The 25,130-nt window shown below is 70.3% G+C and carries 17 protein-coding genes; 10 read left to right on the forward strand and 7 right to left on the reverse strand.

Annotated elements, in window-relative coordinates; translation table 11 throughout:
- The 3 genes from P3G67_RS01560 to P3G67_RS01570 all read right to left on the reverse strand — a co-directional run bounded on the left by P3G67_RS01560 (window position 1) and on the right by P3G67_RS01570 (window position 4,177).
- Entirely contained in the window at window positions 1-1,536 is a 1,536-nt protein-coding gene (locus tag P3G67_RS01560) for an ATP-binding protein (RefSeq protein WP_276091805.1), read from the reverse strand.
- Between the two features lie 246 nt (window positions 1,537-1,782).
- Window positions 1,783-3,300 (reverse strand): glycerol kinase GlpK, encoded by a 1,518-nt coding sequence (glpK, locus tag P3G67_RS01565; RefSeq protein WP_276091806.1) that lies wholly within the window; start codon window positions 3,298-3,300, stop codon window positions 1,783-1,785.
- A 28-nt stretch (window positions 3,301-3,328) separates the two neighbouring features.
- The gene (locus P3G67_RS01570; protein WP_276091807.1) at window positions 3,329-4,177 is read right to left on the reverse strand and encodes an MIP/aquaporin family protein; all 849 of its coding nucleotides are present in this window, start codon (window positions 4,175-4,177) and stop codon (window positions 3,329-3,331) included.
- 168 nt (window positions 4,178-4,345) lie between these two features.
- Between P3G67_RS01570 and P3G67_RS01575 the strand changes: the two genes are divergently transcribed.
- From P3G67_RS01575 to P3G67_RS01595, 5 genes are all read left to right on the forward strand, one after another.
- Entirely contained in the window at window positions 4,346-4,759 is a 414-nt protein-coding gene (locus tag P3G67_RS01575) for an organic hydroperoxide resistance protein (RefSeq protein WP_269856761.1), read from the forward strand.
- A gap of 147 nt (window positions 4,760-4,906) precedes the next feature.
- The gene (locus P3G67_RS01580; RefSeq protein WP_276091808.1) at window positions 4,907-7,381 is read left to right on the forward strand and encodes a SpoIIE family protein phosphatase; all 2,475 of its coding nucleotides are present in this window, start codon (window positions 4,907-4,909) and stop codon (window positions 7,379-7,381) included.
- Between the two features lie 305 nt (window positions 7,382-7,686).
- A complete protein-coding gene (locus tag P3G67_RS01585) occupies window positions 7,687-8,841 on the forward strand; it encodes a GNAT family N-acetyltransferase (protein WP_276091809.1) in 1,155 nt (384 codons plus the stop codon).
- Window positions 8,838-10,010 (forward strand): LuxE/PaaK family acyltransferase, encoded by a 1,173-nt coding sequence (locus tag P3G67_RS01590; RefSeq protein WP_276091810.1) that lies wholly within the window; start codon window positions 8,838-8,840, stop codon window positions 10,008-10,010. The genes P3G67_RS01585 and P3G67_RS01590 overlap by 4 nt, the downstream gene beginning before the upstream one ends.
- Window positions 10,007-12,538: an acyl-CoA reductase gene (locus P3G67_RS01595; protein WP_276091811.1), complete on the forward strand. Its 2,532-nt coding sequence runs from the start codon at window positions 10,007-10,009 to the stop codon at window positions 12,536-12,538. The genes P3G67_RS01590 and P3G67_RS01595 overlap by 4 nt, the downstream gene beginning before the upstream one ends.
- 67 nt (window positions 12,539-12,605) lie before the next feature.
- Here P3G67_RS01595 and P3G67_RS01600 read toward each other — a convergent pair whose 3' ends face one another.
- Window positions 12,606-13,874 (reverse strand): phenylacetate--CoA ligase family protein, encoded by a 1,269-nt coding sequence (locus P3G67_RS01600; protein WP_276091812.1) that lies wholly within the window; start codon window positions 13,872-13,874, stop codon window positions 12,606-12,608.
- 176 nt (window positions 13,875-14,050) lie between these two features.
- On the opposite strand from P3G67_RS01600, the gene P3G67_RS01605 reads away from it, so the two are divergent.
- The 5 genes from P3G67_RS01605 (at window position 14,051) to P3G67_RS01625 (ending at window position 21,484) form a co-directional block, all read left to right on the forward strand.
- Window positions 14,051-15,487: a serine hydrolase domain-containing protein gene (locus P3G67_RS01605; protein ID WP_276091813.1), complete on the forward strand. Its 1,437-nt coding sequence runs from the start codon at window positions 14,051-14,053 to the stop codon at window positions 15,485-15,487.
- Window positions 15,488-15,589: 102 nt separating this feature from the next.
- Window positions 15,590-17,518, forward strand: coding sequence for an alkaline phosphatase family protein (locus P3G67_RS01610; protein ID WP_276091814.1), 1,929 nt, complete (start codon window positions 15,590-15,592; stop codon window positions 17,516-17,518).
- 217 nt (window positions 17,519-17,735) lie between these two features.
- Window positions 17,736-18,812 carry a MerR family transcriptional regulator gene (locus tag P3G67_RS01615; protein WP_276091815.1) on the forward strand — a complete coding sequence of 359 codons (1,077 nt, stop codon included), beginning with the start codon at window positions 17,736-17,738 and terminating at the stop codon, window positions 18,810-18,812.
- Between the two features lie 84 nt (window positions 18,813-18,896).
- Window positions 18,897-20,501: an adenosine deaminase family protein gene (locus P3G67_RS01620; protein WP_276091816.1), complete on the forward strand. Its 1,605-nt coding sequence runs from the start codon at window positions 18,897-18,899 to the stop codon at window positions 20,499-20,501.
- A 242-nt stretch (window positions 20,502-20,743) separates the two neighbouring features.
- The gene (locus P3G67_RS01625) at window positions 20,744-21,484 is read left to right on the forward strand and encodes a type 1 glutamine amidotransferase domain-containing protein (RefSeq protein WP_276091817.1); all 741 of its coding nucleotides are present in this window, start codon (window positions 20,744-20,746) and stop codon (window positions 21,482-21,484) included.
- Window positions 21,485-21,789: 305 nt separating this feature from the next.
- Here P3G67_RS01625 and P3G67_RS01630 read toward each other — a convergent pair whose 3' ends face one another.
- The 3 genes from P3G67_RS01630 to P3G67_RS01640 form a co-directional block, all read right to left on the reverse strand.
- Window positions 21,790-22,296 (reverse strand): DinB family protein, encoded by a 507-nt coding sequence (locus P3G67_RS01630; RefSeq protein ID WP_276091818.1) that lies wholly within the window; start codon window positions 22,294-22,296, stop codon window positions 21,790-21,792.
- Window positions 22,293-22,856: a DUF5565 family protein gene (locus P3G67_RS01635; RefSeq protein ID WP_276091819.1), complete on the reverse strand. Its 564-nt coding sequence runs from the start codon at window positions 22,854-22,856 to the stop codon at window positions 22,293-22,295. The genes P3G67_RS01630 and P3G67_RS01635 overlap by 4 nt, the downstream gene beginning before the upstream one ends.
- Window positions 22,857-23,467: 611 nt before the next feature.
- The gene (locus P3G67_RS01640) at window positions 23,468-24,979 is read right to left on the reverse strand and encodes a DHA2 family efflux MFS transporter permease subunit (protein ID WP_276091820.1); all 1,512 of its coding nucleotides are present in this window, start codon (window positions 24,977-24,979) and stop codon (window positions 23,468-23,470) included.
- Window positions 24,980-25,130 lie beyond the last annotated feature (151 nt).

Consider the following 25,130-nt stretch of genomic DNA (forward strand, 5'->3'; position numbering starts at 1 on the left):
CTACTCACCCTTATCCAATGACTCGTCACTGTTGTCGTGGACTGGAGCGCTGGCTGGCGGATCGCCTGACACCGCGCTCTGGAAGGCGGCCAACCACATGCCGGGGGGCTCCTTGCCCTGGTCCGAGGTGTCGGCGGCGGAGTTCGTGGCGGCGGGGGCCGACACGGAACGCGTTCGGGGCGGCGGGACGGGGGCGCGGCGGCGGCGCTGCGGCAGCCCGTTGGCGGTGCGCTCGGTCACCACCGGCACGTCGTCGTCCATGGTGCTGGGGGGCATGGCGCGGCGTGGGCTGAGGCCGGTGATCGGCCGCGGGATCGAGATCTTGGGCGCCGAGGCGTCCTGCCGGGTGACGGAGACCGCGCCGATGCCGTGTGCCCTGCCGTGCGCGGCGGCCGTGGTCAGGTGTTCCTGGGGGACGATCAGTACCGCCCGTACCCCGCCGTACGCCGAGGGGCGCAGCGAGACCTGGAAGCCGTAGGCCTGGGACAGCCGTCCCACCACCGCCAGACCGAGTCGGGGTGTCTCGCCAAGGTCGTTGAGGTCGATGCCGGCCTGTGCCTGCGCGAGCATCCGTTCGGCGCGGGCCCGGGCCTCCTCGCTGAGGCTCACCCCGCCGTCCTCGATCTCCACCGCGATGCCCGCCTGCACCTCGACCGCGGTCAGATGCACCTTGGTCTCCGGCGGCGAGTAGCGGGTCGCGTTGTCCAGCAGTTCGGACAGCGCGTGGATCAGCGGTTCGACCGTGGGGCCGACGATGGCGATCTCCGAGACCGAGTGGAGTTCCACCCGCTGGTAGTCCAGGATCCGCGACATCGCACCGCGCAGACAGCTGAACAGCGGTACCGCCTTGCTCCACTGCCTGCCCGGCCGGGCACCGCCGAGTACCGCGATGCTGTCGGCGAGGCGGCCGATCAGCGCTGTGCCGTGGTCCAGTCGCAGCAGGTCGCCGAAGACTTCCGGGTCGTTGCCGTGCCGGTCCTCCATCTCCCTCAGGCCGCGGGCCTGTTGGTGGACGATGGCCTGCACGCGTCGGGCGATGTTGACGAAGGCGCGCTGCGCGGAGTCACGCATGTCCTCCTCGGCGGAGACCGCCTCAAGGACGGTACGCACCACCTTCAGGTTGACGGCGTTGGACTCCGGGTCGCCGCGTCCCTGCTGGTTGGCGGCGACCGCCCTGATCACGTCCTCCGGGAACTCGCCCCGCTGGATGCGGCCCACCGCCTCGGGGAGCAGTACGTCCGCCAACCACAGTGTGTCGGCCCGCTGTTGGGCGAGCCGGGCGTTGAGGGTCGCTTCCTGCTCGGCGAGCCGGTCCCGTAGCACCGCGACCATGCGGCCCCGGCGCGCCGCCTCCGCGGCGACCAGGGCGACCGCCACCGTCGCTACGACACCGCACCAGGCGACGAGCCCGCGCGCCGACGCGGATGCGACCGCGGCGGCGACGGTCGCGCACAAAGCGGTCCCGGCGGCAGGCAGTAACCACGGTACAACCGAGGCAGGCCGGGGGACTCCGGATGACGATCCAGCAGGAACCATCAGCATCCTCAAACCGTCAGCAGACTTGGAAAACGAACAAGCGGATACGGCATCAGCGGCAACCCAGCACACAGGGCTGACTTGGCGTAACTGCTGCAACACGCTGAGCCGCAGAGCAGCATAGTCATGCTCCGCCTGTGCCTGACGCATAATCATTCTCTTTGCGGCAACTGCCAGTTGGCGCTTGAGTTTTCTGTATGCTGCTGCCTCTCGGGGCGGCACCGGGGCCACGCCACCGGTGTGCGCTCAGGAGACCTGGACCCAGTCGAGGGTGCGCTGTACGGCCTTCTGCCAGCCTTCGTACCCCTTGGTGCGTCGCTGCTCGCTCCACTGCGGGCGCCAGCGCTTGGACTCGTGCCAGTGTGCGCGCAGTTCGTCGGTGTCACGCCAGAAGCCGGTGGCCAGGCCGGCGGCGTAGGCGGCGCCGAGCGCGGTGGTCTCGGCGACCACCGGGCGGCTGACCGGTACGCCGAGGATGTCGGCCTGGGTCTGCATGCACAGGTCGTTGGCGGTGACGCCGCCGTCCACCTTGAGCACGTCCAGGTGGACCCCGGAGTCCTGGAACATCGCCTCGACCACATCGCGGCTCTGGTAGCAGATGGCTTCCAGGGTGGCCCGGGCCAGATGCCCGTTGGTGTGGTAGCGGGCCAGTCCGACGATCGCGCCGCGTGCGTCGGAACGCCAGTACGGTGCGAACAGCCCGGAGAACGCGGGTACGAAGTAGATGCCGCCGCTGTCCTCGACGGTACGGGCGAGCGTCTCGCTCTCGGCGGCGTCCCGGATGACGCGCATCTGGTCGCGCAACCACTGCACCGCCGATCCGGTCACCGCGATCGAGCCTTCCAGCGCGTAGACCGCCGGGGAGTCGCCGAACCGGTAGCAGACGGTGGTGATCAGGCCGTGCTCCGAACGCACCGGCTCGGTACCGGTGTTGAGCAGCAGGAAGTTCCCGGTGCCATAGGTGTTCTTCGCCTCGCCGGGCGCGAAGCACACCTGCCCCACGGTGGCGGCCTGTTGGTCGCCCAGCACCCCGGTGATCGGCACCGCGGTGCGCAGCGGCCTGGTGGTGCGCGCCTGGCCGTACGCCTCGGGATCGGACGAGGGGTTGATCTTCGGCAGCATGGCGCGAGGTATGCCGAACAGGCTGAGCAACTCCTCGTCCCAGTCAAGGGTTTCCAGGTCCATCAGCATGGTGCGGCTGGCGTTGGTGACGTCGGTCGCGTGGATGCCGCCGTTGGGTCCGCCGGTGAGGTTCCACAGCACCCAGCAGTCGGTGGTGCCGAACAGCGCGTGGCCTTGCTCGGCGGCCTCGCGCACCCCCGGTACGTTCTCCAGGATCCACTGCACCTTGCCGCCGGAGAAGTAGGTGGCGGGCGGTAGTCCGGCCCGGCGGCGGATCAGGTCGCCGCGGCCGTCCCGCTCCAGCGCCGAGGCGATGGTGTCGGTGCGGGTGTCCTGCCAGACGATGGCGTTGCAGTACGGCTGGCCGGTGCGCGGGTCCCACACCACGGTGGTCTCGCGCTGGTTGGTGATGCCGATGGCGGCCAGGTCGGTGGGGGAGATACCGGCGGTGCGGGTGGCGGTCTGGATGGCGACGTTGGTGCGCTCCCAGATCTCCACCGGGTCGTGCTCGACCCAGCCAGGGCGCGGCAGGATCTGGGTGTGCTCCAACTGGTGCTTGGCCACCTCGTTGCCGTCGTGGTCGAAGATCATGAAACGGCTGCTGGTGGTCCCCTGGTCGATCGCGCCGACGAAGTCCGCCATGGCTCGCCGCCTCTCGTGCGGTGGATGGTCAGCGGCCCGGAGGCGTTGGGATCTCGCCCGGCTCCTGGGGCTGGGGGACCGGCAGGTAGCGGCTGATGGAGGCCTTGTAGAAGGCCGCGCCGACCAGTCCGCCGACCAGCGGCGCGACGATCGGCACCCAGAAGTAGAAGTTCCCCCACTGGTCGCGCCAGGCGCCCCGGTAGCCGGTGAGGAAGCTGGCGAGACGGGGTCCGAAGTCACGCGCCGGGTTGATGGCGTAGCCCGCGTCGCCGCCGAACGCCATGCCGATCGCCACCACGATCAGGCCGATGACGAACGGTGCCAGGTTCGCGCCGGGGGGCGTGTTGAGCAGGTCGGTGACCGCGAGGATCAGCATCACCAGCAGGGCGGTGCCGATGACCTGGTCGCGGAACGCGCCCCACTCGTGGACGCCCGCGATGAGTGAGCCGTTTCCGGGCAGGGTGGAGAAGACGATCTGGGTCGCGGTGGTGTGTTTGGGGTCGGCCCTCGCCAGCACCTCGGTGTAGTTCCAGCGCACCAGGAGCGCCGCCACGAAGGCCCCGGCCGTCTGGGCGACCGTGTACGGCAGCACCTTGGACCAGGGGAAGCCCTTGAACGCCGCCAGCGCGAGGGTGACCGCCGGGTTGAGATGGGCGCCGCTGATGCGTGCCGCCATGTAGACGCCGAACGTCACACCCAGGCCCCACGCCCAGGAGATGCTGTCGTGGTTGCCGAGACCGCCCTTGGGGCTGGTCAGGGCGCCGCCCGCCACCACCTGCGCCACCACGCCGCAACCGAAGAGGATCAGCACCATCGTTCCGGCGAACTCCGCGGAGAGTTCGCCGACCAGCCGCGGTTTGGGTGTTGGTCCACTCATGGGTGCCCGCCTCCTTACGGCTGCGGCTTCGTCACGCGGGGAACCGTGCACCATCTTCCGGCACCGGGCGGGTGTCGGCCACTCGGACTTGACGGGGGCCGGCCCATGCGCTTTAGTTGTGTACAACTTAGTTGTACGCAATGTATCGACCGTAAGGACGGCTTTCCCATGGACGCGCTGTACACCGCCGCCGCCACCGCCAACGGCCGTGAGGGCCGCGCCGTCAGCTCCGACGGCAGGCTCGACCTCCCGCTGGCCTTCCCGCCCGCGCTGGGCGGCAACGGCAACGGCACCAACCCCGAGCAACTGTTCGCCGCCGGATACGCGGCCTGCTTCGCCAGCGCCCTGGGGGCGGTCGGCCGCGAGGCGAAGATCGACACCAGCGACGCCTCGGTCACCGCCGAGGTGGGCATCGGCAAGGACACCGACGGCGGTTTCGGGCTGGCGGTCACGCTCCGCGTCGAACTGCCCGAGTCGCTCCAGGGCCCGGCGGGCCGCGAGCTGGTGGAGAAGGCGCACGCCTTCTGCCCGTACTCCAAGGCCACCCGGGGCAACATCCCGGTCGAGCTGGTCGTGGAGTGACAACTCACCTCGCCCGGTGACGGGTTGGGCTCGCGCTCCTCGCCGGACGGGGGAGTGGGGCGCGCCCGCCCGCGGCCGCACCCCGTGCGGCGTCCGCGGCCCGGCCCGTGCCATGCAGTTGATCGCCGAAAGGGCGATAATTGACGGGTGCGGCCAGGGGCGATCACCACTCCCGAGGCGTCCGGCAGCGACACTCGGCGCTGCCCGTTCGACGTCACCGATGCCGCCGTCTTGGTGGTGGATCCGCAGGGCCTGATCCAGGGGTGGAGCCGGGGCGCACAGGAACTGCTCGGCTACGCGGAGCAGGACGTCATCGGCCACCCGGCCAAGGAACTGCTGGCCGTCCCGGGCGAAGGGCTGAAGCTGCGGCACCGCACCGGCAGCGGCTGGCAGGCGGCGCTGACGGTACGGCACCGCGACGGCAGCAGCCTGGAGGTCGGTGCGCAGGCCTGCCCGCTGGGCGCCGACCGGAAGGGCGCGAGCTGGCTGGTGGTCGCCGCCGACCTGGCCACCATGCGGACCTGGGAGCGCGAGCAGGCGGTGCTGCGCGGGCTGTTCACCCAGTCCCCGTTCGGCCTGGCCGTGGTCGACCCGCAACTGCGGTTCCTGATGATCAACCCCGCGCTGGAGCGGATGGACGGCGTCCCCGCGCGGCTGCGGCTGGGCCGTCGGCTGCGCGACGCGATGCCCGGGGCCGCGGGGCCGCTGGCGGAGGCGCGGGCCCGGGAGGTACTGGAGACCGGCGAGCCGCTGGTCGCCGTCGAACAGGTGGACTCCGCGGTCGATCCGCACCGGCAGCACGTGCGATCCGGCTCCTCCTTCCGGCTGCAGGACTCGGCCGGGCACACCGTGGGCGTCGGGCATGCGGTGCTCGACGTCACCAGCCACCACCGCGCCCGACAGCGGCTGGCCCTGGTGAACGAGGCCAGCGTCCTGATCGGCAGCACCCTGGATCTGGACCGCACCGTCCAGGAGCTGGCCGAGGTGCTGGTTCCGCCGGTCGCCGACTTCGTCGCCGTCGACCTGCTGGCCTCCGTGGTCGGCGAGCAGGATCCGGAACCGCTGCTCATGTCGGACACCGCCGACCTGCGCCGCAGCGCTCACCGGTCGATCCGGCCGGGCCCGCCGAACGTCCTGGTGGCGCTCGGTGAACCCGCCAACTACCCACCGGTGTCGCCGCAGGCCCGCTGCGTGGCCACCGGCCGGCCGGTGCTTGACGCCGTGGTGGACCTGACCACGCCCTGGCTACGCCATGACCCGCCGCGCGCCGCGAAGCTGCACGAGGTGGGCGTCCACTCCCACATGGTGGTCCCGCTGCGCGCCCGCGGTATCACCGTGGGCGTGGCCACCCTGATGCGCTGGAGGAACGCCGAGTCCTTCGACGCCGACGACCTGCTGCTGGTGGAGGAGCTCGCCGCCCGCGCCGCCGTGTGCGTCGACAACGCCCGGCGCTTCACCCGCGAACACCGCGCCGCACTGACCCTGCAGCGCAGTCTGCTCCCACAGGACCTGCCCGCGGACACCGCGGTGGAGGCCGCCTACCGCTACCTGCCCGCCGACACCCAGGCCGGGGTCGGCGGCGACTGGTTCGACGTGCTGTCACTGTCCGGCAGCCGGGTGGGACTGGTCGTCGGCGACGTGGTGGGCCACGGCATGCATGCGGCGGCCACCATGGGTCGGCTGCGCACCGCCGTACACACGCTGGCCGATCTCGACCTGCCGCCCGACGAACTCCTCTCCCATCTCGACGACCTGGTGCTGCGGCTGGCCGCCGACGAGGAAACGGCGGACCGGCCCGGCACCGGAGTGCTCGGCGCCACCTGCCTGTACGGCGTGTACGACCCCATCGCCCGCTCCGCCACCTTCGCCCGCGCGGGCCATCCGCCCCCGGCCATCGCCCACCTCGACAGGGCGGTCGAGTTCCCCGACATACCGGCCGGACCGCCGCTCGGTCTTGGTGGCCTGCCCTTCGAGGCCGCGGAGGTCCCCATTCCCGACGGCTGTGTGCTCGCCTTCTACACCGACGGTCTGGTGACCGCCTCCCCGGACCGTGATGTGGAGACCGGTCTGGAGCGGCTGTGCTTCGCCCTGGCCCATCCGGACCGCCCGCTGGAGGAGATATGCGACGACATGGTGCGCACCCTGCTGCCGGACCGCCCGCACGACGACGTCGCCTTCCTGGTCGCCCGCCCGCACGCGCTGAGCGCCGACAGCTTCGCCACCTGGGACCTCACCAGCGAACCCACCGCCGTGGCGCACGCCCGGACCATCACCGGGCAGCAACTGGAGAGGTGGGGCCTGGACGAGCTGGCGTTCACCACCGAACTGATCGTCAGCGAGCTGGTCACCAACGCGATCCGCTACGCCTCGGAGCCGATCGCCCTGCGGCTGATCCGTGACGTACACCTGATCTGTGAGGTGTCCGACGGCAGCAACACCTCTCCTCACCTGCGCCGTGCCCGCTCCAACGACGAGGGTGGCCGCGGCCTGTTCCTGGTGGCGCAGTTCGCCCAACGCTGGGGCACCCGCTACACACCAGAAGGCAAGACCATCTGGGCCGAACAGCCGTTGCCGATCGGCTTCCGGACCAACCCGGCGGGCCAGACCCCAAGTTGCCCCTAGAACAAGTCAAAGTCCCCCTTGTCGCGGTCAGTTCCAGGATGTGACCATTCTGTGAGCTTGGTCGCACACCGCCTTCATAATGCCTGGTCAGTGGTGCCCCATGCGATCTTCCTCGGGCATCACCCGCTAGTGTGTGATGCGTCGGCAGATCCTGCCAACAGCTGACTTCTCCCTACGCTTCCGCCACTTTCGGGACGTTGTGGCGCGGGTGCCCCGACCGGGCACCCCGTGACCGTCCGCGGAACCGCTTCACCCGTGCACACCCGCGCTGATCCGCCGGTGTGCCATGTCTGTGTGGAGGTACCTTGGCCCTCGATTTCCGCGTCGCGACTCTGGAAGACATCGACGGGTTGCTCCGGCTCTACCAGCAGGTCTACGGACGCGACTACGCGCTGCCGCTCGGCACCGACCCGGAGGTGATGGCCCGGGAGATCTGCGAACCGCTGACCACCTGGCTCGTCGCCGACGAGCCGGGCACCGGCCGGTTGGTGGGGTCGATCGTGGGCAACCACGACCCGTCGGACGGCCTGGGAAAGCTCCAGGGCCTGGTGGTCCACCCGGACGCCCGCGGATCGGGCGCCGCCCGGCAGGCGGTCCAGCAGCTCAGCGACACCCTGCTCAGCGGTGACCAGCCCGCCGACTCCGTGTACGCCACCGCGCGCACCAACTCCACGGCGCCACAACGCATCTGCCTGCGCAGCGGCTTCCACGCCCTGGGTATCTTCCCCAACCTCCGCAAGGCCGCCCGCCACGAGACCATGGTGCTGCTGGCCCGGCACCGCGAAGGCGTACTGGAACGACGCCTCCCGGTGCCCCGGGTGCCCGCCCAACTCGCCGGTCTGGTCCATGCGTTGCGCTCCGCCGGGTTCGCGCTCGACACCGAGATCACCGACGAGGTCCCGCCCCGCGTCCCAGGCGGCCGTACGGCGGACCACGACGTCGAACTCGTGGACGCGCCCGAGTTCGTGCTGCGCCGCTTCGCCGAGGTCGTGCCCGACCCGGCGCGGCGCTTCTACCCCTTCCACGCGCCCAACATCATGCTGACCGCCACCGACGGGGCGTACGAGCTGTACGCCCAACTCAGCCGTTCCGACGGCTACTGCGCACTCATCGGCACCGCGCCCGGATTCGCGGCCGTCGGCGACGACCTCCAACCGCTCATCGAGCGGCTGGGCGGCTACGGCGCCTCCTACATCGAAACCCTGGTGCCGCTGGACCGCTACGAGGAGCTGTGCCGGTTGCTCGCCCACGGCTTCCTGCCCGCAGCCGCCTATCCGGCGATGCGCCGGGAGTCGCACGGAGAGAGTGAATGGTTCCGCGACCACGTCGTGATGGCCCGCACCCTCCAGCCGCTGGACTTCCACGACCTGGCCATCGACATGGCGTTCCAGCCCTTCACCGAGCAGTACATCGAGCTGTGGAAGCAGCAATACCTCAACACCTGCGGGGTTTTCCAGTGAACCAGTACCTGGGGCCGGTCTCGGTACCCGATCCCGACGCCCTCGCCGCCGTACAGCGGCTGTGCGACATCGCCGAGCCGTACGTCGTCGGCCCGGACAACGACCGGCTGTTCGCCCAGGCGATGAACGAGTCCAACGCCTGGCACGCCGCCCGCTCCCCGTTCTTCGCCCGGATGCTGGCCGACAGCGCCGCCGCGGACCGTCCGCTGGAGGACGTGGCCGACCTGCACCGACTGCCGTTCGTGCACGCCAACTTCTTCAAGGCGCACGAAGTGGTGTCCATACCCACCGGCGACGTGAAACTGCACGTCACCTCCTCCGGCACCACCGGCCAGAAGTCGCAGATGTTCTTCGACAACTGGACACTGCGCAACGGCCAGCGCATCGTCGCCCGGGTCTTCGACCACTACGGCTGGATCGGGGAGAGCGAACCGGTCAACTATCTGCTCTCCAACTACCAGCCGCGTCCCGGGCTCAACCTGGGCAGCTCGTTCACCGACGAGTACCTGTGCCACTTCGCGCCCGTACGGTCCGTCGAGTACGCCCTCAAGCACACCGGCAACGGCCATGAGTTCGACCCGTTCGGCTGTGTCCGCGCCCTCATCCGCTACGCCGAGGAGGGCGCGCCGGTACGCATCCTGGGGTTCCCGTCCTTCCTCTCCTTCACCCTCGACCGGATGCGCGAGCTGGGCATCCCGCCGCTGGAGCTGTCCCCGCGGTCGCTGGTCGTCTTCGGTGGCGGCTGGAAGGGCCACGCCGACAAGCAGGTGGCCAAGCCCGAGCTCTACCAGCGCATCCACGACCAGCTGGGCATCCCCGACGAACGCATCCGCGACGGATTCGGCGCCGCCGAGCACTCCGTGCTGTACATGGAGTGCCCGCGGCACCGCCTCCATGTGCCCACCTGGTCAAGGATGTTGGTCCGCTCGGTGCGCACACTGGAGCCGCTGCCCTACGGGGAGCCCGGATACGCCCAGTTCGTCTCCCCGTACATCACCTCGGTCCCGGCGCAGTCCGTTCTGATGGGCGACCTGGTCACGCAGCACGGCCCCGAGGAGTGCGGCTGCGGGCTGCCCACGCCCTGGTTCACCGTGCACGGCCGGGCCGGGCTGAGCCGCAACCGCAGCTGTGCCATCGCCGCCGCCGAACTGATCAAGGGGAAGTCATGACCGCCGATTGGGTACCCAACGGACACTACTGGCAGGGCGAGTGGGTCGACGACGCCGAGGCGCAGCGCCGACTGGACGCGCTGGACGACTACGTTCCCGGCGCACTGGCCCAGCCCTTCAGCCCGCTGGTCGTGGTGGCGGCCTGCGACCGCCTGGCCGCCGCGCTGACCGACCCGGACGACCCCCACACCCAGCGGCTTGCCGCGCTGCTGCGCGAGGCCGAGGTGCCCGAGGACGAGTCGGCGCGCACCCTGCGCGACATCGCCGCGGCCCTCGGCCGGGAGGCCCTGGAGACCAAGCTGACCCGTGAGCTGGGCGGCATCGACCCCGGTCGGCTGGCCCGCTTCGACCTGCGCCGTGAGGTGTTCGAGGCATGGCTGCCGGTCGGCCTGCTGGTGCACATCACCCCGGGCAACGCGCCGGCCGCCGGAGCGCTCAGCGTGGTCGAGGGACTGCTCGCCGGAAACGTCAACGTGGCCAAGACCAGCGGTGATTCGCGCTTCACCCATGGACTGCTGGCCACTCTCGCCGAACTCGACCCCACCGGGCAGATAGCCGGCCGGGTGGTCGTGCTCGGCTTCCCCTCCAGCCGCACCAGCTGGCTGGAACGCCTGTGCGCCGCCGCGGACGCGGTCGCCGCCTGGGGCGGGGAGGAGGCCATCGCGGGCGTCGCCGCCCTGGTACGGCCCGGCTGCCGACTGGTCGACTGGGGGCCGAAGCTCTCCTTCGCCTACCTCACCGCGGACACCTGGTCCGCCCCCGACACGCTGCGCGCGGTGGCCGCGGACATCTGCCGCCTCAACCAGCAGGCGTGTTCCAGCCCGCAGGTCATCTACCTGGACACCGACGACACCGAAGAGGTCTTCGCCTTCGCCGAGCGGTTCAGTACCGCACTCGCCGACGCCGTCAGCACCCTGAGCCCAGCCGAGCCGGAGCTGCTGGAGAGCGCGGAGATCACCAACACCGTCCTGGTGGCCGAGTTGGAGCAGCACCTGGACCTCACCCGGGTACACGCCGCACCGGACGGCAGTTGGCACGTCCTGGCGGACACCCGTAGCGCGCTGCGGGCCTCCCCGCTGCACCGCACGGTGTGGGTCAAGCCCCTGCCGCGCAAGCGGATCCAGGAGGTGCTGCGCCCGATGCGCCGCTACCTGCAGACCGTTGGCCTGGGCGCCGACCGGTGCGACACCGCCGAACTGGCCGCCGCCGTGCTGGCCGCCGGCGCCCAACGGGTAACCGTGCCCGGCGAAATGCTCGGCAGCTACAACGGCGAACCGCACGACGGCGTCTACGCGCTCCAACGCTACAGCCGCCGGGTGGACGTCCAACTCGACGCCAGGTTCGCCACCGACGCCTGCCTGGACGACCTGGTCGGCGCACGCGAACTGCCCGCACCCGCCGTGCCGATCACCGCCAAGGCCGACTTCGAGCAACTGCAGACCGACCTGAGCCGGGCCGAGGTGTTCTTCCGCAGCGGCGGCAGCTCCGGCGCGCCCAAGCTGTCCGCCTTCACCTGGGACGACTACCACGAGCACATGCGCCACGGGGCGGAGGGCCTGCTGGCCGCCGGATTCGAGCCGCGCACCGACCGGGCCATGAACCTCTTCTTCGGCGGCCTGCTCTACGGCGGCTTCCCCAGCTTCTTCTCGGTGCTGGAGACCCTCAACGCCGTGCAGTTCCCGATGGCCGCGCAGCAGGACCATGTCGAGGTGGCCCGCTCCATCGTCGAACACCGGGTGGACACCATCCTCGGCATGCCCAACTACCTGCTGCGGGTGTTCACCGAGGGTGCGGAGGAACTGCGCGAGTACCGCGGAGTGCGCAAGATCTTCTACGGCGGTGAGCACTTCCCCGAAAGCCAACAGGCCTGGCTTCGCGAGGAGTTCGGCGTCGAGCTGATCCGCTCGGCCGCCTACGGCAGCGTCGACGCCGGGCCGCTGGGCTACCAGTGCGGTGCCTCATCGGCACGGGTGCACCATCTGTTCAGCGGTCTGCAGACCCTGGAGATCCTGGAGCTGGACGAGGACCGGCCCGCGCCGGTCGGTGAGACCGGACGACTGGTGTTCACCGCGCACACCCGGCGCGGCCAGCGACTTGACCGCTACGAGATCGGTGACCTGGGCCGCTGGGTCGCGGGCGACTGCGAATGCGGCCGCCGTACACCGCGCTTCGAGTTGCTGGGCCGGTTCGGCGACATCTTCCGCAGCGGCAGCCACTTCCTCAACTACCGCAGGTTCACCGCCGTCGCCGAGGACGCGCTGGGCCACACCGGGGCCGTGCAGCTCCTGCTGGACGAGGACGCGAACGCCCACGAGCGGCTGACGGTACGACTGGAGGGCGAGGCCACCCGGTCCGAGGAGGACGCGGTGCGGGTCTTCCTCGACGAGTACCACGCGCTGGACATCGCGGTGCGCCGGGACCGGATGGTCGAGCTGCGCGTGGAGTGGTCGCCCGCCGACCGCTTCGAGCAGACCGCCGCCAGCGGCAAGCTCCTGGCCGTCGTGGACCGCCGGGCCCGCAACAGCTGACCCGCGGCGAGGACAGTCCCGCCGCCGGACTTGGCCCGGCGGCGGGACTCTTCGTGTGCCCGGCAGCTCAGTCCATCCGCTCGTCGATGAGCCGAACCAGCTTGCCGGTACGGGCGTTGAGGATCAGACCGTCCAGGCCCACCCACTCGAACGCCAGCGGATGGATCTTGCCTTCCCGTACGTGCTCGTCGAACATCGGCCGTACGGAAGCCAACCGCTCCGTCAACGCACGCTCCAGTAGCCGGCGGTCCGCGGCGTCGCCCGAGGAGTGCGCCGCCAGCCGCAGCACCAGCTCGTCCCTGGTCTCCCGGTGCCGCAGCACCACCTGCACCCCGGCGACCAGGCCCTGCTTGTCCACGGTCTCGACCAGCTGCCGCAGATCCTCCAGGTACACGGTGACCACCCCGACCCGGGCCCCCTCCTCGGAGCGGCCGAGCAGCCGGAAGCGGCGCTGCGGGAAGTCCACCCACTCGGCCATGTCGCCGACGGGGTAACGGATCACCGGCATCAGCCGCCGCACCAGGTCCGTGGCAACGACCCGGCCGGGGCGCCCCGGTTCCTCGACGGGCTCACCGGTCTCCGGGTCCAGCAGCTCCACGACCTTGTCCGGGGCGAACACCTCGTGCACCCGGGGGTCGGGTTCCCCGGCGACCGGTCCGGCCAGCACGCCCGCGTCCACGCTGGCGTAGCCGATCGAGCGGACCTCGATGCCGGGGAACGCCTTGTCCAGCAGCGAGAGTTGATCGCCGTAGAGCGCCTCACCGCTGAACAGGGCGAGCCGGACGCCGGGCAGTGTGCCGACCGTGTTGACCACCTCGATCGCCAGACGGCACAGCGAGGTCGGCGGCGCGGCGATGACGGTGGCGTTGAAGTCACGCAGTGCGCCGACCGTGAAGTCAAGCGGGCTGCCGCCGCCGATCGGCAGCTGGACGGTGGGAACCGGCGCGTCCTGAAGGCAGTTGAGGGTGAAGACGAAGCTGGAGTACAGCTCCCCGGCGTAGAACAGGTTGGCCACCCGGTCCCCGGCGCGCAGCCCGGCCGCGGGCAGCCCGTCGCCGAACCGGCGGCTCATCGCCCGCCACTCGTCCCGGGTGTACTGGGACACCCGGGGAGTGCCCGTGGTGCCGCCGGTCTTGAAGACGATGCCCTCGGTGTGCGGCCCGGTCAGCACCTGGCTGACCGGCTCACCGTGCGCCTTCCAGTACGCCGTGTGATCGACCAGTGGCAGTGCGGTGAGGTCCGTCGTCTCGGCCGGTAGGCCTGAGTAGAGGTCGCGGTAGTACGGCGAGTGCTGCCGCGCGAAGGATATGAGCTCGGCTACTCGTTGAGCGTTCACGTAATCCAACTTCCCTGTGGGGCAAGGATTCCAGGGTACTGAAGCCCCGTTGGCGTGGAATCACAGGGCTATCGGTGGATCCGTCACGGGGACACCGAAATTCGTTGGGCTGCCCGGTTGGTGCGCCGGTACGGTCGACCGGTTCGGACGCCAGGGGTCGAGGGATGAGGTGCCAGATGGACGTCGTACCGCAGGCGTTGTTGCCGACCACACGCCGGGCCCTGCTGCACCGCCTGGCCGTCGGCCAGGCGGAGGGGCGTACACCGTCCCTGGTGGGCGCGGTGGTACGGGACGGGCGCACGGTGTGGACCGGGGCGCGCAGCATGTTCGACGACCACCAGCCGACCGATGACGTGCAGTACCGGATCGGCTCGCTCACCAAGTCCTTCGTCGCCGTACTCGTGCTGCGGCTGCGCGACGAGGGGCTGCTGGACCTCGCCGACCCGCTGGAACGGCACCTGCCCGGCACACCCGCCGGTGCTCTGGCGGTCCATCAGCTGCTCGCGCACACCTCGGGCCTGGCCGCCGAGACACCGGGACCGTGGTGGGAGCGTACGCCCGGTGAACTGCGGCCCGACCTGGTGGATGTGCTGGGGGAGCAGCCGGTGCGCCATCCCGCCGGTCGCCGGTTCCACTACTCCAACCCCGGCTACGCCCTGCTGGGCGCGCTGGTGGCCCGGCTGCGCGGTGCGCCCTGGGGCGAGGTGCTGCGCCGGGAGGTGCTGGAACCACTCGGCATGACGCGTACCACGCTGCTGCCGCAGGCCCCGCACGCGGGCGGCTTCGCCGTGCATCCGTGGGCGGACGTCATGCTGCCCGAACCCCTGGAGGACACCGGGGTGATGGCGCCCGCGGGCCAATTGTGGTCCACCGCCGCCGACCTGTGCCGCTGGGCGGCGTTCCTCGCCACCGGCGACGACAAGGTGCTCGCCCCGGCGACGGCCGCCGAGATGCGCCGACCCGCCACGGAGCCCAGCGACCGGGAGTGGACGGCCGGTTACGGCCTGGGCCTCCAGCTCATCCGGCGAGACGGACGGCTGTTGTACGGCCATGGCGGCTCGATGCCCGGGTTCCTGGCGAGCGTGTGGGTGAGCGAGGCGGACGACGTGGCGGCCGTCACGCTGGCCAACGTGACCTCGGGGATGAACACCACGGCGATAGCGGCCGACCTGATCCGGATCGTCGCCGAGCACGAGCCGCGCATCCCGGAACCCTGGCGCCCACTGGGCGACGTCGACCAGGAACTGCTGGCGCTCACCGGTCCCTGGTACTGGGGCGCGGCCCCCTTCACCCTACGGCTGCGGGCGGACCGCGCCCTGGAGCTGACCGCGCTGGGCGCGGTGGGCCGCAGCTCGCGCTTCAGCGCGGAGCCGGACGGCACCTGGACCGGCCTGGACGGCTACTACACCGGTGAGCGGCTACGGGTGGTCAGGAACGCCGACGGCGCCGCCAGCCACCTGGACATCGGCAGCTTCGTCCTCACCCGCCAGCCCTACGAGCCCCCCACCGCCGTCCCGGGCGGAGTGGACCCCCGGGGCTGGCACGCCGGTCACGGGTATCCAGAGCGCTTTCGGCAGGTCGGTTGGGCGCCGGGTTCACATCACCGGGAATAACACCATATGGCTCCCGCCTGCCCCAAGAGTTCCCCGCATGGTCATCTGCCCACCCATTGAGAGCTGTTGTGGCTGCCGGGGTGCTTCGCCAAAGTCCCCAACATGTCTAAACAACTTTCCCGGCGCCGTGACGGCCGTCGGCTCTCCACCATCACCGCGGTAGCGCTCTGCCTGGCGGTCACCGGCGCGTCCGAAGCCTTTTCAGCCCCCGTACCGGCCGCTTCGGCCGCGCCGTCGACGGCCGGTGGCCCGACGCTGTCCGAGGCCGGTTCTGGGCCGCTCTACCAGGGCCAGTCGGTCACGTTCGACTACTCGACGCCCGCGGCGAACCTCAGTGCCAAGAACTGGGTCGGCATCTACCCGGCCGGGGTCAAGCCGGGCTCGCAGGGCTCCACCCTGTGGCAGTACACCCCGAACGCCAACGGCACGGTCTCCTTCGACACCACCGCGCTGACCCCGGGCGCCTATGACGTCTACTACCTGTACAACGACGGCTACACGAGCCTGGCCGGCCCCGTCCCGCTCACCGTCCAGGCGGACCCGGCACCGCAGCCGCCGACCACGCCGCCGACCGCCCCCAACACCGGCTCGGGTCCGAACCTGATCGTCAACGGCGACGCTGAGCAGGGCGAGGGCAGTCAGGTCGGCGTGGACACCAACACCGTCCCCGGATGGAAGGTCACCGGCCTGCTCAACTCCGTCGCCTACGGCGCCCAGGGCGGTGAGGGCATCGCCAACTTCCCCACGCCCACCACCACCGGTCCCAAGGACCGCGGCAGGAACTTCTTCTCCGGCGGCGGAGGCGGCACCAGCACGGCGACCCAGACCGCGGACGTCAGGGCCGCGGCCAAGCGCATCGATCGCGGCACCGTCACCTACAACCTGACGGGCTGGCTCGGCGGCAGCGGGGTCTCCACCGACAACGCCAGCGTGACCAGCACCTTCCTCAACGCCAAGGGCAGGGCACTGGGCACCGCGACGCTGGGCCCCGTCACCCCGCAGATGCGCAAGTACACCACCGAACTGCTTCCCGAGCAGGCGGTGGGCAAGATCCCGGCCGGCACCCGCTCGATCCGTACCGTACTCACCATCACCGGCCCGCAGCCGCACGACCGCCGCGGCCACGCCCAGGGTTACGCGGACAACCTGTCGCTCAAGATCTCCGCACCGGTGCCGGCCCCGCGCAAGGCCACCGCACCGAAGGCCGACGTGCCCGGGTACGACCACGTCTTCGTCGTGATGCTGGAGAACCAGGACTACAACGGCATCATCGGCAACAAGACTGCGGCGCCTTACATCAACAGCCTCGTGCCCAAGGGCGCCAACCTCACCAACGCCGTCGCCGAAACCCACCCGAGCGACCCCAACTACGTCGCGCTGGCGGGCGGCAGCCTGTTCAACGTCAACGACAACACCCCTTTCAGCAGCACCGTCAACGCCCCGCACATAGGCGACCTGGTCACCAAGGCCGGCGGTACCTGGCGCGGATACATGGAGAACGCCAACGGTTCCTGCGACACCACCGGGCACGGCGCCTACACCATTGACGATCTGCCCTTCTACTTCTTCAAGGACGTCAAGGACAACCCGGCCAACTGCCAGGCGCACCTGAAGCCGCTCACCCAGCTGAGCACGGACCTGCGGAAGACGTCGACCACCCCGACCTTCTCCTGGCTCAGCGCGGACGACTGCGACGACATGGAAGGCTGCGGCGTCACCGCCGGAGACACCTGGCTCTCCCGGACCCTGCCGACCATCTTCGACTCCCCGGCGTGGAAGAAGCAGCGCTCTTTGCTCGTCCTCACCTGGGACGAGGACGCGGCCGACGGCCAGCAGCAGTTGCAGCGCATCCCCACCATCGTGCTCGGCTCCCAGGGAGTCCGGGCCGGCGCCACGTCCAACGTCCGCTACACGCACTACAGCGTGCTGCGCACCATCGAGGCCGCACTCCACCTGCCCAGCCTGACGAAGAACGACCTGTACGCCGAGCCCGTCAACGACATCTGGACCCGCCCCGGCCGTCGCCGCTGAGCCCCGGCATGAGCGCCGCGGACCCCCGCCACCCGGCCGGGGTCCGCCCCGCTCCTCCAGAGGGCTCGCTCACCTCCTGGTGACCGGCCACGGCGCCCCGCTAGGAGCGCAACGGGCCGGTTACCGTCCTCACACGGACCCGAAGTTGACCTTCCCCCTGGGGCAGGCCACAGCATCGAGGGCGTCGGGCGAGGGCCCGGCATGAGGAGGAGCGGGCATGGGGTTGCTGACCATCGGAGCCTTCGCCAAGGCGTCCCGTCTGTCACCGAAGGCACTGCGCCTTTACGACGAGTTGGGACTGCTGACCCCGGCGAGGGTCGACCCGGCGACCGGCTACCGCCTGTACGACCCCGAGCAACTGGAGCAGGCCCGGCTGGTGGCCTGGCTGCGCCGGCTCGGGGTGCCGCTGGCCCGGATCCGGCAGATCCGCACGATGGATCCGCCCGAGGCGGCGCGTGAGGTGCGGGCGTTCTGGGCGCGGTTCGAGGCCGACATCGCCGCCCGGCGGGACCTGGCCGCCTTCCTCATAGACCATCTGTCCCGGAAGGACGCCGAGATGACCCTGACCGCCAATCCGCTGGAGATCCACTACGCCGCGCTGACCGACACCGGACTGGTCCGCGAGACCAACCAGGACACCGCCTACGCCGGATCCCGCCTGCTCGCCGTCGCCGACGGCTTCGGCGGCGGCGGCGAGCAGGCCAGTGCCGCCGCGATCGACGCGGTCAAGCGCCTGGAAACCAACGGGATAACGACGGGCAACCTGCTCAACGCCCTTGAGGACGCGGTGCGCCAGGCTCAGCAAGCGGTGCACGGCGTCGCCGCCGTCGATCCCGTACCGGAAGAAGTGGGCACCACCTTGACCGCGATGCTCTGGACCGGAACCCAACTGGCGCTGGTGCACATCGGCGACACCCGGGCCTATCTGCTGCGCGACGGACAGCTGTTGCAGATCACCCATGACCACACGGCGGTGCAGACGATGCTGGACGAAGGCCGCCTCACCAAGGAGGAGGCCGCCTCGCACCCGCAACGCGCGCTACTCGCGAAGGCGTTGACCGGTGCCACCGAAGTCACCCCGGACGTCCGCCTGCACGACGCGCGTCCGGGCGACCGCTATCTGCTGTGCTCCGACGGCCTTTTCGAAGTGGTGCCGGTCGAGACCCTGCGCGAGGTCCTCGCGGCCGACTTCGCCCCGGAACAGGCGGCACGCGAACTCGTCGACCAGGCCAACCGCCGCGGCGGCCCCGACAACGTCAGCTGCGTGGTAGCCCACGTGGACGAGGCCCGGTGAGGCGGGAAGTCGCGTTCGTTCCTTCTGAGTGAACCTTGTCGGAAAAGCGTCGGCAGCCTCGGCCGCGCGGCGATCATGTCCTTCATGAACGGTGAACGTGATCACGTGGTGGGCCGTCGCCGGGTTCTCGGAGTCGGCCTGACCACCCTCAGTGTGGTGGCGGTGTTGTCCGCACTTCCTGCCGCCGCGGAGCCGACGGGTACACAGTCCCCGTCAGCGCCTGTCTCGCGGCAGCAGACGCCAGCCGAGGCGCGTACCAGCGCCTTTCTGGAGTCGATCCGCCAGGACCCGGTGCGGTCGCGGGCCTTCTTCTCGCATCTGCCCAAGGGAGGCGACCTGCACAACCACCTCTCCGGTGCGGTCCCTACCGAGTACCTGATCGAGCTGGCCGCCGAGGACGGGCTGTGCGTTGACGGCAAGACGATGACAGCCGTCGAACCGCCATGCGGGTCCGGGACGCGACCGGCTGCGGACGCCCGCAACGACCGTGTCTTTCACGACGAGTTGGTGCGTGCCTGGTCCATGCAGGACTTCCCGCCGGACCAGTCCGGGCACGACCACTTCTTCGACGCGTTCGGCAAGTTCGGTGAAGTGACGTGGCGGCATCGCGGAAAGCTATTGGCCAAAGTCGCCGATGGCGTCGTCGCGCAGAACCAGTTCTACCTGGAGACGATGGTCAGCCCCGCTTCGGACGACGCCAAGAGGCTCGCCGACCAGGTTGGCTGGGACGACGACCTCAACCGGCTCCACGGCAAGCTGGTCGCCGACGGCAAACTGGACCGCCTCGTGGACGAGGCACGCAAGGAAGCCGACGACGCCGACGCCGAGTTCCGCGCGGCCTCACACTGCGGAACCTCCCGGCCCGCGCCGGGCTGCCGACTGACCGTACGCTGGATCTCGCAGGTGTCTCGGGGCAGCACCCCCGCGCGGGTCTTCACTCAGATGGAACTGGGCATGCGGCTGGCCGAGCGGGATCCGCGCTTCGTCGCCGTCAACCTCGTCCAGCCCGAGGACGGCGACAGCGCTCTGCGTAACTACCGCACGCAGATGCGCATGCTCGACTACCTACATGGCACGTATCCGCGCGCCCACATCACCTTGCACGCCGGTGAGCTGTGGCCGGGCCTGGCCAAGCCGGAGGATCTGACCTTTCACATCAACCAGGCCGTCAACGTGGCCCATGCCGAACGCATCGGCCACGGCGTGGACCTGGTTCACGAGAACAACTGGCAGCAGCTGGCGCGGACCATGGCGGCCCGCCAGGTGGCCGTCGAAGTCCCCTTCAGCAGCAACGCCCAGATCCTCGGTGTCAAGGGCGCCGATCACCCCTTCACCACCTACCGTGCGTACGGGGTCCCGGTCGTGCTGGCCACCGACGACCCAGGGGTCTCCCGCATCGACATCACCCACGAGTACCAGTACGCCGCCACCACGTATCACCTCGGCTACGTCGACCTGAAGGACCTGGCGCGCGCCTCGCTCCAGTACGCCTTCCTGCCCGGCCGCAGCCTGTGGCAGGACAACCCGACACGCGACGGCTACCACCCCGTCACCGAATGCCGCGGACAGCACCCTGGCAGCGCACCACCGAGGGGCGCTTGCCTACGGCTACTCGAAGCGAGCCCGAAGGCAGCCGTTGAGTGGCGGCAGGAAGCCGCCTTCGCCGCCTTCGAACGATCCTTCCACTGACCGGAGTTCTCACGCCCGGCCCCGGGTGCGTCGAACCACGCCCCGACACCGCCCAATTCACCTCCCGTCAAGGCCTGTTGGGCGGTGTCCTTCGGATTCAAGCGCCCGGGGCATCCAGTGGAAGTCTTCCGCAGCAGTGCGGCCGCACAGGCCGACCGCACTCAGCGGCTATGACCGGCTAGCCACCCGCAACGGGCACCCCTTGCCGACGCGCGCGTCGAGGCCCGTGGTAGCCAGGACCCATGCGAATCCTCTTCCCACTGCCTGACCGTGACTTCGACGTCACCGAGGTGGCCGTGCCCCACCGGCTGCTGAGCGACGCGGGTCACGAGGTGGTCTTCGCCACGGAACGCGGCGACCACCCGCCCGAGGCAGACCCACTGCTGCTCACCGGAGTCCTCTTCGGGCAACTCGGCGCGGACGCCGAGCCGAAGGAGTTCTACCGTCGGATGGTCGGCGAGGCCGCTTACCGCAGCCCGCTGCGCTGGGCCGACCTGGAGCCCGAAGACTACGACGGCCTCCTCCTGCCCGGCGGACACGCGCCCGGCATGCGCCAGTACCTCGGCTCCGCAGTGCTTCGCGAGAAAGTCTCCCGCTTCTGGGCGACCGGCCGCCCCGTCGGAGCCATCTGCCACGGCGTCCTCGTGCTCGCCCGAACGCCCGATCCGGCCACGGGCCGCAGCATCCTGGCCGACCGGCGTACGACCTGCCTGCCCAAGTACATGGAGCGCAGCGCCTACTACCTCACGGCCTGGCGACGCGGGCGCTACTACCGCACCTACCCCGCCTACGTCCAAGACGAGGTGACCGCCTGTCTGGACGACCCAGCGCAGTTCCAACGCGGACCCGTCCAGCTGACGCGGCGCGGCACCGCCACGGATGACCGGCCCGCGTTCGTCGTCCAGGACGGCAGTTACCTGTCCGCCCGCTGGCCTGGCGACGCCTACCTGTTCGCGCGCCGCTTCAACGACATGCTCAGGTAGTCGGCGCGGACGGCACCTGTGCCGTCCCTTCTCCGCTGTGCGGAGCGCGTCAACCACTTTGCACCATCGGGGCGTGGCGGGCGGCACGGCAGTCGCACAGTCATGAGCCAGGCTCCCGCGCCACCCGAGCACAACCACCAGCCCCCGGCACAACAGGGGTTGGCTGGGTTTCGGGCATGCACAGCCTCGATCGTGTCCGGGTCCGCACCCGCCGCAGCGAAAGGGTGCGTTCAGCGACCCCGAGCACGGGTCACACGCGGCTCAGGCTCGCCGGGGGCCTTGACGCCTGGCCCTGCGAAAGGCCGTCAGGCCCCCACGGTCCCGTCGATGCCCTCGCGCAGGAAGTCGGCATGGCCGTTGTGGCGGGCGTAGTCGTGGATCAGGTGCATCATCACCAGCCGCAGCGACACGTCCTTGCCCCAACGGGCCTGGTGGCCGATCACATCAAGGGACTCCGCCTCGCGCTCGATCCGCCGTGAGTGCTCGACCTCGGCCTGCCAGGCCGCGAACGCCCCTGACCGGGTGGACGCGCTCGTGTCGAACGCCACCTGGTAGTCGTCCTCGTCCGACCACACCAGCGGAATGTCCTCGCCGTTGATCACCCGCCGGAACCAGGTGCGTTCCACCTCGGCCATGTGCCGCACCAGGCCGAGCAGCGAAAGCGTCGAGGGCGGCATCGACTGGCGGCGCAGCTCCTCGTCGGTCAGCCCGTCGCACTTCATGGCGAGCGTCGCACGGTGGAAGTCGAGGAACGCGCGCAGCATCTCGCGCTCACCCGCGATCAACGGCGGCCCGATCCGTTCGGTCGTCATGCCCTGAAGTCCCTTCGCTTGATCTTCGCCATGCGCATGCCGTCCGGATGGTGCCATACGATCCCCTCGTACCGCGGACGGGCCAGCAGCCAGTCCCGCAGACCCGCGAAGTCCCGTGGGGCAGCCTCCACATCGGCGCACACCTGCGCCGGGGCCCAACCGTGGCGCACCAGCGCGTGGGTGTCGAAGCCGTCCGGATTGCCGTTGATCTTCGGGCCGACGAGTTCGTAGGTGCCTGGCGTCCACCCGTCGCCCGATCGCACCGCCTCGGCGTGGAAAGTGGCGAACGATGACCGGGCCATCGGCTCCCAGCCCACCGTCTTGCCGGTGGTCCCATCGGTCTCCACGGGGAGGTAGTTCTCGGGCGCAGCTCTGCCCGCCCGCACCTCGCGCCGTGCCCACCACATGCCGGACTCGTCGAGCATCACGCACGTCCCGTCCCACTTGCGCGTCGCTGTCCCTGCGCCGGCCAGCACCCACCCACAGCCAGGCGTCACCTCGGGCAGCACGACCCGCCGGTCCCGAGGGTCGCGCACGAACAGGGTCGGGACCTTACGCATGATTCCCCCGGTGTGGATGTTCTCCGATTGGTCGGGGGTAGTGAACCACCACAGGGTGGGCGCGCGTCACCCAATTACGCTGGGGCGCTTGTGCCTTGGCCCTCAGGCTTGCTCCGCCCGCCGTCCGCCCGGGCCTCCGCGATGCCCGCCCGGGACACGACCCAGGTCCGGGTGGCGCGGGTGATCGGAACCTCCGGCTCGGTCCCCACCGTCTCGACGTCCTCCCGCTGGTCAGGGGCGTCGGCCGGGTAATCCGCGTAATCCGATTCGTTCACGACCACATCAACGGACGAGACGTCGGCAGGTGACGGTGGGCCATCCGCCTGGACGACGGGATGCCGGAGCGGGCACCGCGGCGCACAACCGAAGTCGATAACCAGCCATGCTGGGGACGACAGTCATGCGTTCTTGGACCTGCGGCCGGACTGCCGACACTCTTGGGGCCCTGGGGAACACAGCGAAGCGCAGGGCGACAGCACAAGTCAGGGCCGAAATCGCGGCCGAGCGGCGGGAGTTGGCCGACCTTCTGGACGGGCTGTCGGAGAAGCAGTGGGATGCGCCGACCTGGACCACGGCGTCGCCCACGGCGCGGGCGGGCGCCCCCGGTGCGGTCATCGCGGTGAGGCGGCGGTGGCCTCCTGGCCGATTCGGCGCTGCGCGGCGACCAGCGCGGCGGCGGGCAGCAGGCTGCATCCGCTCACCGCGATCAGTGCCCAGTAGGCGATGTCCACCGCGTGCGCTCGGGAGATCGGGGCATGGCTGTAGGTGTACGGCATCCGGGACAGCAGCAGGATCAGTGTCGCGGAGCCCAGTGAACCGCCCACGTGTTCAAGGGTGTTGAACTGGGTGCTGGCCTGCCCGATGTGCGCCGGGGCGAGTGACTGGTACGCGGCGGTCATCGCCTGGGTGTGCGCCAACCCGACGCCGACGCCCCGCAGCACCGTGGCGGTGATCAGCCACCAGTAGGGCGTACTGGCCGTCAAGAACGCGAACGGCAGCGTGGCGAGGAGTACCGCACCGCTACCGACCAGCACCGTCGCACTGCCCAGCCGCTCGAACAACCGGCCGGACAGCCACATCGCGGCCGCCGTGCCCAGCCCCTGCGGCGCGATCAGCAGACCGGTCCGCCAGGGATCGTCACCGCGTACGGTCTGGAGGTACAACGGCAGCAGGATCGTTCCGCCGAACACTACGGCACCGGTGACCAACATCGACTGCGCGGCCGCCCGGAACACCCCGTTGCGGTACAGCCGTAGGTCCAGCAGCGGACTGCTGCCCTGGAGCGACCACACCACGAACGCCACGATCAGTACCGCTCCGGCGCACAGCGGCACCACCACCGCCGGGCAGCCGAGCCGCCCGGAGCGACCGGCCTGGGTCAGCGCGTACGTCAGTGCGGCCAGCCCGGGGGAGACCAGCAGCAGCCCGACCACGTCCAGTGACGAACTGGGCCGCGGCGGCTTCGGCCCCAGAAGGCGGCGCGCCAGCAGGAGCGCGAGGATGCCGATCGGCGCGTTGAGGAAGAAGATCGCGCGCCATCCCACGTACGCCAGCAGCCCGCCGCCCAGCAGTGGTCCCATGACCGCCACCAGCATCACCGGGATGCCCAGGGTGCCCATGACCCTGGGCAGCCGCTTGGGGCCGGCGGCGGTGACGAGCATGATCCTGCAGACCGAACTGATCAGCCCGCCGCCCGCGCCCTGTACGGCACGGGCGACGATCAACTGCCAGGGGACGTGCGCCAGTCCGCACATCACGGACGCCACGGTGAACACGCTCATCGCGGCCAGGTACACCCGCTCCGGGCCAAAGCGCTGTGCCGCCCAGGTACTTGTCGGGATCGCCGCGGCGAAGGCCAGCATGTAGGCCGAGACGATCCACTGCGCGGCGCTCAACGACATGTGCAGGCCGGTGGACAGCGACCGCAGGGCGACGTGGACGACGGACGAGTCGAGGAAGAGCATGACCGCCGCCACCAGGACGACCGTCATCGTCAGCCGCAGACTTCCCGCCCAACTCCCGCTCTCTGCAAGGGGAGTGGGCTCCTGGAGGATCGCGCCGTGCTGGTGCGCCACGGGGCGGCGGGCATGCCGCCCATGTGCGGCGGCTTTACGTTTCTTCATCGCGGCGGACGCCGCACTCGTCGGCGCTCCGCGTCGTGACCGACGAGCCCGGACCGGGTTCCTTGTGATGCGACGGACATGGCAGCGATCCCCCTCTCTTGCACGTGAGGCCCATGCGGGCCAATGGGGTGATTTGTCGCATACGTAGAGT

Origin of the sequence: Streptomyces silvisoli (assembly GCF_029269905.1) — a bacterium.
Classification (GTDB): Bacteria; Actinomycetota; Actinomycetes; order Streptomycetales; family Streptomycetaceae; genus Streptantibioticus_A; species Streptantibioticus_A silvisoli_A.